9 protein-coding genes are annotated in these 13666 nt (G+C 71.2%); 6 read left to right on the top strand and 3 right to left on the bottom strand.

Features of this window, described 5'->3' with window-relative positions; all coding sequences use genetic code 11:
- Positions 1-147 precede the first annotated feature (147 nt).
- From AC5Y2S_RS15315 to AC5Y2S_RS15295, 5 genes are all read left to right on the top strand, one after another.
- Entirely contained in the window at positions 148-1617 is a 1470-nt protein-coding gene (locus AC5Y2S_RS15315) for an aldehyde dehydrogenase family protein (protein WP_499956929.1), read from the top strand.
- Positions 1614-3791 carry a CaiB/BaiF CoA transferase family protein gene (locus AC5Y2S_RS15310; RefSeq protein WP_499956928.1) on the top strand — a complete coding sequence of 726 codons (2178 nt, stop codon included), beginning with the start codon at positions 1614-1616 and terminating at the stop codon, positions 3789-3791. Before AC5Y2S_RS15315 ends, AC5Y2S_RS15310 begins: the two co-directional genes overlap by 4 nt.
- A 46-nt stretch (positions 3792-3837) precedes the next feature.
- Entirely contained in the window at positions 3838-4746 is a 909-nt protein-coding gene (locus tag AC5Y2S_RS15305) for an alpha/beta fold hydrolase (protein WP_499904665.1), read from the top strand.
- Positions 4747-4768: 22 nt separating this feature from the next.
- Complete coding sequence (locus tag AC5Y2S_RS15300; protein ID WP_499956927.1) at positions 4769-6190, top strand: acyl-CoA synthetase; 1422 nt, start codon at positions 4769-4771, stop codon at positions 6188-6190.
- A 207-nt stretch (positions 6191-6397) separates the two neighbouring features.
- Positions 6398-7675, top strand: a complete 1278-nt coding sequence (locus tag AC5Y2S_RS15295) for an MFS transporter (RefSeq protein ID WP_499957066.1) — start codon at positions 6398-6400, stop codon at positions 7673-7675.
- A gap of 1 nt (position 7676) precedes the next feature.
- Here the strand turns inward: AC5Y2S_RS15295 and dapD are convergent, their stop codons facing one another.
- Positions 7677-8639, bottom strand: coding sequence for a 2,3,4,5-tetrahydropyridine-2,6-dicarboxylate N-succinyltransferase (gene dapD, locus AC5Y2S_RS15290; protein WP_499957065.1), 963 nt, complete (start codon positions 8637-8639; stop codon positions 7677-7679).
- A 104-nt stretch (positions 8640-8743) separates the two neighbouring features.
- Between dapD and dapE the strand changes: the two genes are divergently transcribed.
- A complete protein-coding gene (gene dapE / locus AC5Y2S_RS15285) occupies positions 8744-9808 on the top strand; it encodes a succinyl-diaminopimelate desuccinylase (RefSeq protein WP_499956926.1) in 1065 nt (354 codons plus the stop codon).
- Positions 9809-9886: 78 nt separating this feature from the next.
- Here the strand turns inward: dapE and AC5Y2S_RS15280 are convergent, their stop codons facing one another.
- Positions 9887-11386: a cellulase family glycosylhydrolase gene (locus AC5Y2S_RS15280; protein WP_499956925.1), complete on the bottom strand. Its 1500-nt coding sequence runs from the start codon at positions 11384-11386 to the stop codon at positions 9887-9889.
- A gap of 75 nt (positions 11387-11461) precedes the next feature.
- Positions 11462-13633 (bottom strand): AAA family ATPase, encoded by a 2172-nt coding sequence (locus tag AC5Y2S_RS15275; protein WP_499956924.1) that lies wholly within the window; start codon positions 13631-13633, stop codon positions 11462-11464.
- Positions 13634-13666 lie beyond the last annotated feature (33 nt).

Here is a 13666-nt window from a genome sequence, read left to right as displayed (position 1 = left end):
TGTGTCTACTCCGGTGCGGCCGTGTCTGTCAATGCGCCGCCAACGCCGTGCAGTAGCGCGGAATTCGTTCAATTGGTGATTGACGCCGGGGGGCCGTGGGTGAACACTGGCTGACTAGATGACCGACGTTCGGGTGAGGAAGCGCGCATGACCGAGCTACAGACTCCGGGATCTCTTGTCGACACCTACCAGCTCTACATCGACGGCGGCTGGGTCGACGCCGAGGACGGTCGCTACGACGACATCAATCCGGCCACCGAACAATCGATCGGCACCGCGCCCGACGCCAGCATCGCCCAGGTCGGCGCGGCGATCGACGCCGCGCGCCGGGCCTTCGACAGCGGGCCGTGGGGCCGCACGGGTCCCGACGAGCGGGCCGCCTGCCTCAACCAGCTCGGCACGGCGCTGCTGAAGCACGCCGACGAATTCTTCGCGCTGTCGCAGGCGGAGTGGGGCTGTGTGTCGAACGAGCGGATGATGCAGATCGACGGGGCCGGCTACATGTCGATGGTCGCGGCCCAGCTCGCCGCGCAGCTGGGCGAGGAAGCGGTGACCGGAATGAGCGCCGGCACCACGCTGCTGCGCCACCAGCCGCTGGGCGTCGTATCGGTCCTGACGCCGTGGAACTTCCCGCATTGCCTCAACGTCATGAAGCTCAACCACGCGCTGGCCGCGGGCAACACCGTCGTGCTCAAGCCCTCGCCGCTGACCCCGCTCGCGGGGCTGGCGCTCGCGCGGATCATCGACGAGGAGACCGACATCCCGCCCGGCGTGGTCAACGTCGTCACACCGTCGGGCGTGGAGGCCGCCCGGCTGCTTACCACCGACCCGCGCATCGACATGGTGAGCTTCACCGGCAGTTCGGTCGTCGGGCGCCAGGTCATGTCCGCCGCGGGCGACACCATGAAGCGGATCCTGCTGGAACTGGGCGGCAAGTCGGCCAGCATCGTCCTGGACGACACCACGGTCACCGACGAGATGTTGCGGCAGATGCTGTTCGAGTCGTGCTCGCTGCACGCCGGGCAGGCCTGCATCCTGCACAGCCGGATGCTGCTCCCCGATTCGCTGCACGACGACGTCGTCGACCGGCTGGTGGCCCTAGCCCGCGACGTCAAAGTCGGCGATCCCGCCGACCCCGACGTGCAGATGGGGCCGCTGATCAGCGCGGCGCAGCGGGACCGGGTCCAGGCGCACGTCGACGGCGCGGTCCACGACGGAGCCCGGCTGGCGACCGGCGGTGGCCGCCCGGCCGGCCTGGACGTCGGATTCTATTTCGAGCCAACGATTCTCACCGGCGTCGATCCGGATTCGACCATCGCCCAGGAGGAGGTGTTCGGGCCGGTGCTGACGGTGCTGCGCTACCGCGACGACGACGACGCGGTCGCCATCGCGAACAACTCCCAGTACGGACTTTCCGGGGCGGTATGGGGCGGCGACCTGGACCGCGCCGTCGGTGTCGCGCGACGCATCCGCACCGGACAGGTCGCGGTCAACGGGGTCGGTCCCGGCGGCGCGCCGTTCGGCGGGTTCAAGCTGAGCGGGTTGGGGCGCGAGGGCGGCGGCCTCAGCGGCCTGCACCAGTACATGGAGGCCATGGCGATCGGGGTTCCCGCGTGAGCGGACCCCTCGCGGGGCTGTCCGTCGTCGAAATCACCAAGGAAATCTCCGGCCCTTACGCGGCAAAGCTTTTGGCCGACCTCGGTGCCGAGGTCACCAAGATCGAGCCGCCGGGCGGGGATCCGCTGCGCCACTGGGGCAGCAGTGGGTTGTTCGAATACCTCAACGCGGGCAAGCGAATTGTGGCACTGGAGGACGCCCCGGACCTGATCGCGCAAGCGGACGTGCTGGTGGAGAACCTCGGCCCGGGAGAGCTGGAAGCGTTGGGCTTCGATCTCGACAGCGTGGTGCTGCTGCGCATTTCCGCGTTCGGGCAGTCCGGGCCGTGGCGCGACCGGCCGGCCACGTCACTGACGTTGCAGGCGGCGTCGGGCTGGGTCAGCGCCCGCGATCCCGACCGCCCGCCGGTGCAGGTCGGCGCGCGCATCGCCGAGTACGTCGCGGGTGGCTACGGCGCACTGGGCGCGTTGACCGCGCTGCGGTGCGCGTCCGATGAAGTTGTGCGGGTGGATGTTTCGGAATTCGAATCCTTGCTGTCGACGCTGCCGTATCCCATGCTGATGGCGCAGAAGATGGTCGGCCTGGGCCTACCCGCCAACGCCCGCAGCGCTCCCATGCTGGGGGTGGTCCGCGCCGCCGATGGCTGGGTGGGCATCAACTGCCTGACGGGCCAGCATTGGCTTGACGTGTGCGCGATGCTGGGCCTGCCCGAGTTCGGCGAGCAGCAGATCGCGATCATGCTGGGCGGCCCCGAACGCGCCGAATTCTATGCTCGCGCAGAGCCATTGCTCGCCGAGCAAACCGTCGCCGAGATCGTTGAACTCGCCCAGGCGATGCGCATTCCGGCCACCCCGGTCAACGACGGCGCCACCGTCCTGGAGTGTCCGCAATACGTCAAGCGCGAGTTCTTCGTCCAACAGGCGGGCTTCCGACGCCCGGGGAAGGCGTTTCGGTTCAGCGGTGCCGCGAACCGAACCGCACTGCGAAATCGGGGCCCGGAAATCGCAGTGCCGTTCGATTCGCGAACCGAAGGGCCCTTCACGGGACTGAAAGTCCTTGATCTGAGCACCTTCTGGGCGGGCGCCTACCTGACCTGCTACCTGGGCGCGTTCGGCGCCGACATCATCAAGGTCGAGTCGATCCAGCGGCCCGACGGTTTTCGCTACTCGGGCGCGTTTCCCTTCGAGGGCGACGACTGGTACGAGCGGAGCGGCCTGTGGCAGGCCACCAACCTCAACAAGAAGGACCTTACGCTGGACCTGACCTCGCGGCGCGGCCGGGAAATCGTCCGGCGGCTGGCCGCGCAGGCCGACGTCGTCGTGGAGAACTTTTCACCGCGGGTGGTGGAGCAGTTCGGCCTGGACTACGAGTCGCTGGTGGAGCTGAAACCCGACGTGATCATGATCCGGATGCCGGGTTTCGGCTTGCAGGGCCCTTGGCGCGACTACGTCGGGTGGGCGTTGAACTTCGAGCAGACCGCGGGGATGTCGGCCGTCACCGGATATCCGGACGGGCCGCCGTGCAACCCGCAGGGACCGGCCGACCCGATCGTCGGCGTGCATGCCGGCGTCGCGCTGCTGGCCGCGCTCGAGCATCGGCGCCGCACGGGGGAGGGTCAGCTGATCGAAATCGCACAGATCGAGGTCGCGGCCGCCGTGACCGCCGAACCGGTGATCGAGTACTCGATGAACGGCGTCGTGCAGGCGCGGCAAGGCAACCGCCGGCTGGGCTACCTGCAGGGCGTCTACCCGACGAACGTCGACGACGCGTGGGTGGCGCTGTCGCTACCCGGGGACCCGGGAATCGACCATGACGCGTTCGACGAACTGGTCGCCGCGTGGACCCGCACCCAGCCGCCGGAGGCGATCGTCGAAACCCTTCGGGCCCAGGGCATCCCGGCCGAGCAAGTGATGACCAGCGAGAAGATGTACGACATAGTCCAGCTCGACGCGCGCGGGTTCTACGAGGAGCTCGCGCATCCCGTCACCGGATCGCACCGCTATCCCGGCTGGCCGTTTCGTATCACCCCTGGGCCGGCACGCCACCACCGCGGCGCCACGCCGACGCTGGGCCAGCACAACGACGAGATCCTGTCAGGGCTTGGCCTTTCCGCCGACGAGCTGGCCGCCCTGCGGGCCGAACGGGTCATCGGGGAGCGGCCGCTCAACGGGTAGGTCGTGAGCCTTTGGTAAACGGCCCGTCACATGCAAAGCTGCTGGCATGGTCATCCAGATCGCCCGCCCCAAGCTCGAAGGCAACATCGCGGTCGGGGAGGATCGCCAGATCGGCTTCGCCGAGTTCGGCGCCCCCTGGGGTCGCGCGTTCTTCTGGTTCCACGGAACTCCCGGCGCCCGTCGGCAGATCCCCATCGAGGCCCGGGTCTACGCCGAAGAGCACGACATCCGCCTGATCGGCATCGACCGGCCGGGCATCGGGTCGTCGACGCCGCATCGGTACAAGAACATCCGGGCGTTCGGCGACGACCTGCGGACCATCGCCGACACCCTGGGCATCGACAAGATGGCCGTCATCGGCCTGTCCGGCGGCGGCCCGTACGCGCTCGCGTCCGCCGCGGTGCTGTCCGACCGCGTGGTGGCGGCCGGCGTGCTGGGAGGCGTCGCGCCGTTCCTCGGCGACGAGGGGATCACCAGCGGCCTGATGAACCTGGGCAAGCGGGCGGCGCCGCTGTTGAAGCTGGGGGGTGACCCGCTGCGAATCGGGGCGAGCCTGGTGATCCGGATGATCCGTCCCGTGGCGAATCCCGCGCTGTATCTGTACGCCGCGGTGTCGCCGGAAGGCGACCGGCGCCTGCTCACCCGCCCCGAGTTCGCCGCCATGTTCCTCGACGACCTGCTCAACGGCAGCCGCAAGCAACTGGCGGCCCCCTTCAACGACGTCATCCTGTTCACCCGCGACTGGGGCTTCCGGCTCGACGAGGTCAAAGTCCCGGTCCGCTGGTGGCACGGCGACAGCGACCACATCGTTCCCTTCGCCCACGGCGAGCACGTGGTGTCCCTGCTGCCCGACGCCGAGCTCATCGTGCTGCCCGGCGAAAGCCACCTCGCCGGGCTGGGCCGCGGCGAGGAGATCTTGGCCACCCTGACGAAGATCTGGGACGAGCAGCCCTGACGCTGCCGGGTAACCTGCAGACGTGCTGCTCGCGTCGCTCAATCCCTCGGCCGTTACCACCACCGACATCGCCGACGCGGTGCGCATCGACGGCGCCACGCTCAGCCGCAGCGACTTGGTCGGCGCGGCAACGTCGGTGGCCGAGCGGGTCGCCGGCGCCAATCGGGTCGCGGTGCTGGCCACGCCGAGCGCGGCTACCGTGCTCGCGGTCACCGGCTGCCTGATCGCCGGCGTGCCCTTCGTGCCGGTGCCGTCCGACGTGGGTGTGGCCGAGCGCCGGCACATGCTCACCGACTCCGGGGCGGAAGCCTGGCTGGGCCCCGAGCCGGACGACCGCGACGGGCTGCCGCACATCCCGGTGCGCCTGCACGCCCGGTCCTGGCACCGCTACCCCGAGCCCCCGCCGGACGCGACCGCGATGATCATCTACACGTCGGGCACCACCGGGCTGCCCAAGGGCGTGCAGCTGAGCCGCCGCGCGGTCGCCGCCGACCTCGACGCGCTGGCCGAGGCCTGGCAGTGGACAGCCGACGACGTGCTGGTGCACGGCCTGCCGCTGTTCCACGTGCACGGGCTGGTGCTGGGCCTGCTCGGGTCGCTGCGGATCGGAAATCGCTTCGTGCACACCGGAAGACCGACACCGGCCGGCTACGCGCAGGCGTGCTCGGAATGGGGCGGATCGCTTTTTTTCGCGGTCCCCACCGTGTGGTCGCGGGTGGTCGCCGACGGCTCGGCGGCCGAGGCGCTGCGCCCGGCGCGACTGCTGGTGTCCGGCAGCGCGCCGCTGCCGGTGCCGGTGTTCGACCGGCTGGCCGGGCTCACCGGGCATCAGCCCATCGAACGCTACGGCGCCTCGGAGTCGCTGATCACCATCTCGACGCGCGCCGACGGCGAGCGCCGCGCGGGCTGGGTGGGCCTGCCCGTAGCCGGCGTGCAAACCCGGCTGCTCGACGACGACGACAACCCGGTGCCGCAGGACGGGGAAACCGTTGGGCGCCTTCAGGTTCGCGGGCCGATGATGTTCGACGGCTACCTGAACCGGCCCGAGGCCACCGCGGAGGCGTTCGCCCCCGACGGTTTCTACCGCACCGGCGACGTCGCGGTGATCGACGGCAGCGGCATGCACCGCATCGTCGGACGCGAGTCGGTCGACCTGATCAAGTCCGGCGGGTACCGCGTCGGCGCGGGCGAAATCGAGACGTCTCTGCTGGGGCACCCCGGCGTGCAGGAGGCCGCCGTCGTCGGCCTGCCCGACGAGGACCTGGGCCAGCGCATCGTCGCCTACGTCGTCGGCTCGTCCGAGCTGCGCGCCGACGAGCTGATCGAGCACGTCGCCAAGGAGCTGTCGATCCACAAGCGGCCGCGGGAGGTCCGCCTGGTGGCGGCGCTGCCGCGCAACGCCATGGGCAAGGTCCTCAAGAAGCAGCTGCTGTCCGAGGGCTGAGCGCCCAGCGCCCCGGTCGCGAGCGTGCGCAGATGTACACGCTTTGCGGCGCGTCGCCGGTCAAACACGCACGCTCGCGGTGGGGAACGCTTAGGCGACACGCAGCGTTTTGCCAGGTTTTCCATCGAGCGGGACGGTGAACCTTCACCTACCGTCGTAGGCGTGACGGAACTGCCGACGGTCGCGCCCGCACCCGCCCGCACCCCCATGCGGCGGGTGGCGGCGGCCTGCCTCGTCGGCTCGGCGATCGAGTACTACGACTTTCTCATCTACGGCACCGCGGCCGCCCTGGTGTTCCCGACGGTGTTCTTCCCGCGCCTCGGTTCGACGCTGGGCGTCATCGCCTCGCTGGCGACGTTCGCGACGGCCTTCCTGTCCCGCCCGCTGGGCGCCGCGGTGTTCGGGTACTTCGGCGACCGGCTGGGCCGCAAGAAGACGCTGATCGCCACGCTGCTGATCATGGCCGTCTCGACGGTCAGCGTCGGGCTGGTGCCCAGCACGGCCGCCATCGGTGCGGCCGCCCCCTTGATCCTGATCGTGTTGCGACTCATGCAGGGGTTCGCCGTCGGCGGCGAATGGGCGGGGTCGGCGCTGCTGAGCGCCGAGTACGCGCCGCCCGGCAGGCGGGGCCGCTACGGCATGTTCACCTTGCTCGGCGCCGGCACCGCCGCCGTGCTGGCCAGCCTGACCTTTCTGGGCGTCAACTTCAGCATCGGGGAACGCAGCGCCGCGTTCATGCAGTGGGGATGGCGGCTGCCGTTTCTGTTCAGCGCCGCGCTGATCGGGATCGCGCTCTACGTGCGGCTCAACATCGACGAGACCCCCGTGTTCGCCGAGGAGAAGGCGCGCGACCTGGTGCCCAAGGCGCCGCTCGGGGAGGTCTGGCGCCTGCAGCGCCGCGAGATCCTGCTGGCCGGCGGCAGCCTGCTGGGCGGGTTCGGTTTCGGCTACCTGGGTCACACCTATCTGCTCATCTACGCCAATTCGCACCTCGGGTATACGCGCGGCTTCATCTGGTCGGTGGGCGCTCTGACCGGGCTCGTCAGCATCGCCACGGTCGCGGCGTCGGCCACCCTGTCCGACCTGGTCGGGCGCCGCCGCCTGATGTTGCTGGGCTGGTCCCTGCTGCTGCCGTGGGCGTTCGTGGTGATGCCGTTGCTGAACACCCGCAACCCGGCGCTGTACGTGGTCGCGGTCGTCGGCATGGCCGTCGGCGGGGCGATCGGCGCCGGGCCCACCGCGGCCTTCATCCCGGAGCTGTTCGCCACGCGTTACCGCTACAGCGGGTCGGCGCTGGCCCTCAACCTCGCCGGAGTCATCGGCGGTGCCCTGCCGCCGCTGCTGGCCGGGACGCTGGTCGCGACGTACGGCAGCTGGGCGATCGGCGCCATGCTGGCCGCGCTGACGTCGGTCGGCCTTCTCTGCACCTACCTGCTGCCGGAAACCAACGGCACCGCACTGGGTTTGGAGGATGCGCCCCGCTGACTCAGTTGGCGTGCAGGTCCTCGTTGAGCGCGATGCCCTGACCGTCGCGGGCCACCACCTCGACCGCCCCGGTGACCGAATTGCGCCGGAACAACAGGTTGTTGGCGCCGGAGAGCTCGCGGGCCTTGACCGCTTTGCCGTCGGGCATGGTGACCTTGGTGCCCGCGGTGACGTACAGGCCGGCCTCGACGACGCAGTCGTCGCCCAGCGAGATGCCCAGGCCCGCGTTGGCGCCGAGCAGACACCGCTTGCCGATCGAAATCACTTCGGTGCCACCGCCGGACAGCGTGCCCATGATCGACGCCCCGCCGCCGATATCGGACCCGTCGCCCACCACGACCCCCGCCGAGATGCGCCCCTCCACCATCGACGCGCCCAGGGTGCCGGCGTTGTAGTTGACGAAGCCCTCGTGCATCACCGTCGTGCCCGGCGCCAGGTGCGCGCCCAGGCGCACCCGGTCGGCGTCGGCGATGCGCACGCCGGTGGGCAGGACGTAGTCGACCATCCGCGGGAACTTGTCGACGCCGTAGACCGTCACCGGCCCGTGGCGGCGCAGCCGCGCGCGCACGGCCTCGAAACCCTCGATCGCGCACGGACCGCGATTAGTCCACACGACGTTGGTCAATACCCCGAACAAGCCGCCGGCGTTCAGCCCGTGCGGCGCCACCAACCGGTGCGACAGCAGATGCAGCCGCAGGTAGGCGTCGTAGGCGTCGGCGGCCACGTCGTCCAGCGAACCGATGACCGTGCGCACGGCGATGGTCTCGGTGCCGCGCTCGTCGTCGCGGCCGACCAGCCCGACCAGCTCCGGCGGCACGTCGGACAGCGCGAGCCGCGAGGTGGCAGTGGTGTCAGCCGTGCCCGATTCCGTCAGTTCCGGTGCGGGAAACCACGTGTCGAGCACCGACCCGTCGGAGGCCAGCGTCGCCAACCCAATGCCTGCAGCTCCAGTCACGGCGGCCAGGTTACTTGTGCCGCCGAGCAGACGCAGAATCGCATCCCAAGGCGGCCGATAGTGCGATTCTGCGTCTGCTCGCCGAATGAAGGCGACCCATTACCCTTGGGGGCGTGCTGGACCTATGCGGGGACCCCGTCGAGCTGACCGCGGCGCTGGTCGACATCCCCAGCGAATCGCGCGACGAGACGCGCCTCGCCGACGAGGTGGAGGCAGCGCTGCGCGCCCAGACCGACGGGTTCGAGATCGTCCGTAACGGCAACGCCGTGCTGGCGCGCACTTCGCGGGGTAGGCCGTCGCGGGTGCTGTTGGCCGGGCACCTCGACACCGTGCCGGTGGCGGACAACCTGCCGAGCCGCTTGGCGGGCGGCGACCTGTGGGGTTGCGGCACCGCGGACATGAAATCCGGTGACGCCGTCTTCCTGCACCTGGCCGCCACCGTCGCCGAGCCGGTGCACGACCTGACGCTGGTCTTCTACGACTGCGAGGAAATCGACGCGGCGGCAAACGGTTTGGGCCGCATCGAGCGCGAGCTGCCGGAGTGCTTGACGGCCGACGTCGCGATCCTGGGCGAGCCCACCGGCGGCTACATCGAAGCCGGCTGCCAGGGCACGCTGCGCGTGGTGGTCAGCGCCACCGGGGCGCGCGCGCATTCGGCCCGATCCTGGTTGGGCGACAACGCGATTCACAAGCTGGGCGCCGTGCTGGACCGGCTGGCCTCCTACCGGGCGCGCAGCGTCGACATCGACGGCTGTGAATACCGCGAGGGCTTGTCGGCGGTGCGCATCGACGGCGGCGTGGCGGGCAACGTGATCCCCGACGCGGCCGCGGTGACGGTCAACTTCCGGTTCGCCCCGGACCGGTCGGTCCAGGCGGCGCTGCGGCACGTGCACGAGGTGTTCGACGGGCTGGACGTCCGGATCGAGATGACCGACTCCGCGGCGGGCGCGCTGCCCGGCCTGTCCCAGCCCGCGGCCAAGGCGCTGGTCGAGGTCGCCGGCGGGCGCGTGCGCGCGAAATACGGCTGGACCGACGTGGCGCGGTTCGCCGCGCTGGGCATCCCGGCGGTCAACTTCGGGCCGGGCGATCCCAACCTGGCGCACACCCGCGACGAACGGGTACCGGTCGCCAACATCACCGCCGCGGTGGAGACGCTGCGGCGCTATCTGAGTGGCTGACGTGGCCGAGCCGCGCGCCAGCGCAGCGTTCGGCGCCGACGGCCGCGCTAGCGCGACGCTCGGCGGAACATCGGGGCGTCACGCCGGCGTCACGGCCACGTCGACCCTGGCCGCGCCGGGGCTGGCCACGACGGCCAGCACGGGCGCGTTGGGCGGCGAAACAACTTGTCCGCCAGTCACATTCACGTGATAGCCATTCGGGTACTCGACGGGCGGCACCGAGATGAAGGTCTGCGCGCCGGGGGCGAAATTGCCCGCATGGTCGGCCCGCTCGATCGTGTAGCAGAGCCGGAAGACGCCCGACCGGAACGACCACTCCCTCGGCGTGCCCGCCACCACCTGCGGGTACGGTGCGGCGAGCACCGCGAGCTTGGCCGCGTTCACGTTGGCGCCCGTCGGCGGCTGGCTCGGGTCGAAGACCAGCGCCTGGTCCGTCGGCGACGAGCTCGTCTTGTCGTTGCCGGTGTAGGCCCACTCCAGCCAGCCCATCCGCTGGTGGTCGGTGTGGCGCATCACCTCGGCGAGGTTGTTCAGGTCGTTGGTGGCGCCGAACTCCGTCAGCAGCGGCGGGACGTGGTGGAAGCCCGAGTAGAGGTTGGCGTTGGTGATCGTGAGGCCGTCCTCGAAGCGGCAGGTGATGTTCTTGTGCAGCACCGATTCGATGGCGCAGTAGTCGTGGAACGAGAACCCGGTGTTCGGGTCGGCCACCCCGCCGATGTCGGTGTGGACGCCCTCGTCGGACAGCGTGTTCGGCTCGAAGAACACCAGCGTGGTGGGGTCGGCCGTGCGGATGACCGGCACCACCTTCCGATAGAACACGGTCAGCTTGTGGTCCTGGATCGGGCAACCCAGCACGAAGTTGAAGCAGCCCTCCCAGATGAAGCCGGGCCACGGCTCGTTCAGGATTTCGTAACCGAACACGCCCGGGTTGCCGTGGAAGAAGCCTGCGACGTGCGCCCACGCGCGCGCGTAGTGGTCCTGCAGCCCGATCCCGTCGGGCGCCGGGGCGTCGCGCCAAAAGGCGTTCCAGGCGAACTCCTCCGCGGGGTTGAGGAAGTAGTTGCCGGGAAAGCCGAGCTGCGGGTTGGGCAGGCCCGCCTGCGCCACCGCCCACGCCGGGGCGCCCTCGCCCTGGAACGCCTCGTTGTAGAGGTCCTGGTGGAAATCGAGCAGGCTGACGATGCCGTGCGCCGCCAGCGTGGCCACGGTCTGCGCGATCGACGTGAGGTAGTTGTCGTCGTAGCTGAGCGGCTGCGGTTCCACGGCGGCCCAGATGACGCCGACCCGCATCGCGTTGAAGCCGTTGGCCTGCAGGAAGGCCGCGTCGTCGTCGCCGAACCCGTCGGCCGACGGCGTATAGGGCGGCACCTTGTACACCTGGTTGAGCCCGTGCAGGATGACGACGCGCCCGTCGGCGTCGGTCATCCACCGGCCGGCGTGGCCGAGCGGCAGCGTCGGCCCGGTGGGCGCCGCCAGGGCGCGCGGCGGCGCGACGACCGACGACGCGTCAGTCGTCAGCGCGGCGATCAGCAAACCGGCCGCGAGCAGCCGGGCCGCGCGCGAAGGGCGGATACGCATCCAGCCTCCAAGCCCCGAGCGAAGTCACTCTGGGAAACAGTGAGGCGCAATAGTCACTGTGGTAACACGTGCGAGTCACGGTTCGCGCACAATGCGGCGCGCCTGCGCGCCGGCATCCGCGGCTGCGGCGTGCATCCCGACGGCCGCCAGCTCGTCCGCCACGACCCGCAGCGCCGCCTCGTCGCCGGCCGCCAAGGCGCGCGCGTGGGCGAGCGCCAGGCCGCCCGCCGCGCAGTCGACCTCGCCGCACAGCCGGGTCAGCGGGTCCACCGCGCGGGTGTCGCCCAGGCGGACGGCCTCGTGCCAGGCGCGCAGCGCCACCGCCGACTGCCCGCCGCGTTCGGCCATCCGGGCGGCCTCGCGGGCGGCCGCGACGGCGCCGGGCGCGTCGCGGGTGGCCGCCAGCCGCCACGCCCGCGCAATGCCGAGCTCCGGACCGAACAGCGCCGACTTCGTTCCATGCCGAGACTCGGCCCGGCTCAGCGCCTTCGCCGTGGCGGCGATGTCGCCCTGCTGGGCCAGCGCGGTGGCCAGCAGCGTCAGCGACAGCGGCCCCCACGAGTAGCCGGTGCGTTCCAGGGTTGCGGCGGCCGGGCCGAGCAGCGCCGTGGCTTGGGCGAACTCGCCATCGGCGATCAGCACGTGCGCGAGCAGCACCTCGCCGATCGCACGGCCGGGCTGCTGCAGTTCGGCGAAATCGGTGAATTGCTGGGCCAATTCGCGCGCCCTGGCGTGCTCGCCGGCCATCAATAGCGCGGTGGTCTGGCCCAGCCCGATGGTGAACCGCAGCAGCCCGGGGTGTTCGGCGGACAGGGCGCGCTGGGCCAGCGGTTCGACGTCGCCGAAACGGCCCTGCCGGGCCGCGCACAGCGCGGCGGCGCTGGCCGCCCAGGCCACGGCCTGGTCGTCGGCCGACGGTGAGTCCAGCACCTCGCCGGCGACCTTGACGGCGTATCCGACGTTGCCGGCGTTCATCGCGAAGGTGGCGCTCAGCGCGTCGAGCGTGGTGCGCGGGCCGGGATCCGCGACCCGGTTGCGGACGGTGCGCAGGAACGCGGTGGCCCGCTCGGGCTCGCTGAGCATCCAGAACTGGTTGGCGGCCCGCAGCAGCGCCCAGTCCATGAGCGCCGGCTCGGCCAGCGCGGCGGAGTCGACCTCGGCGAGCAGCGCGTCGGCCTCGCGGCCGCGGCCCTGAAACCCCAGGGCGTGCGCCAGCGACAGCCGCGCCGTCAGGCCGCCGGACCGCTCCAGCGCCCAGCGGGCCAGCCGCTCGCCGAGCGCGAGGTCGCCCAGGCGCAGCGCCTGCTGCGCGGCGGCGGCGACGTCGGCGACGCGTTGGGGGGTGTCGCTGTCCAGCGCCAGGGAAGCCAGCCGCAGCCGGTCGCTGAGGTGGTCCGAGGCGCGTCGGGACAGCAGCTCGACGACCTCGCTGCGCCGTCGTCGCGCGTCGTCGGGACCGAGCGCGGCGCGCGCCCGCTCGGCGAACAGCGGGTGTGCGGTGTACACGACCGGCTCGCCGCCGTCGCCGCGTGCCCGGGTTTCGGCCGCCCCGGCGTCCTCCGCCGCGCCGACCGCGCCCGCGCCGGCGAGGGCGGTCAGGTCGGCGAGCGACAGCGGCTCGGCGACGGCGAGGTAGTCCAGCACCGCCCGCGCCGCGGCGGGCAACTCGGCGAGGAACGCGTCGACTTGGGCGGGCGTGGTCGCGCCCCCGGGCGCCTCGACGTCGATCCGCTCCAACAGGCCGTCGGTCCACAGCGCCGCGATGGCCTCGGGCGCGGCCTCGGCGCGGGCGGTGACGACCATCCGGGCCGTGCCGGCCAGCGCCAGCTGGTACACCAACGTGGCCGACAGGACGTCGAGCTCGTGGGCGTCGTCGACGACGAGCAGCAGATCGTCGTCACCCAACGAGGCCCGGGCGGCCCGCAAGAGCGCGGCCGGCTTGCCGAGGTCGGAGATCGCCACCAGGTGGCTGAACGCCCCGAACGGGACGGCGCGCTCGGTCGGGGTGCCGGTGACCCAGCGGGTGAGTGTGCCCGGGTGCTCGCGGACGTAGCCTTCGGCGGCCAGCCGGGCCAGGGTGGATTTGCCGCAGCCGTCGGGCCCGAGCACGACGGCCCCGCCCGGCGACGATGCGGGCCGCTTGCGGCCGGCGAAGGAGGCGGGCAATCCGGCAGGCCCGTTCCCGAGCGCGTCGTTCAGCCGCTCCAACGCCGCCGCGTGTTGGGGGACGTTCCAACGAATCGGCACCCGCCGGAGTTTATTGCGCGCGGTGTGCGGGCC

The organism is Mycobacterium sp. NGS69 (assembly GCF_059812165.1).
Note: the sequence above shows the minus strand (reverse complement) of the source record. Positions and strands in the feature narration are given on the sequence as shown.

Bases quoted from the DNA above. Each gene is read 5' to 3' on its own strand.
- AC5Y2S_RS15315 (WP_499956929.1), top strand. From the start codon at position 148: ATGACCGAGCTACAGACTCCGGGATCTCTTGTCGACACCTACCAGCTC.
- AC5Y2S_RS15295 (WP_499957066.1), top strand. From the start codon at position 6,398: ATGCGGCGGGTGGCGGCGGCCTGCCTCGTCGGCTCGGCGATCGAGTAC.
- AC5Y2S_RS15280 (WP_499956925.1), bottom strand. From the start codon at position 11,386: ATGCGTATCCGCCCTTCGCGCGCGGCCCGGCTGCTCGCGGCCGGTTTG.
- AC5Y2S_RS15305 (WP_499904665.1), top strand. From the start codon at position 3,838: ATGGTCATCCAGATCGCCCGCCCCAAGCTCGAAGGCAACATCGCGGTC.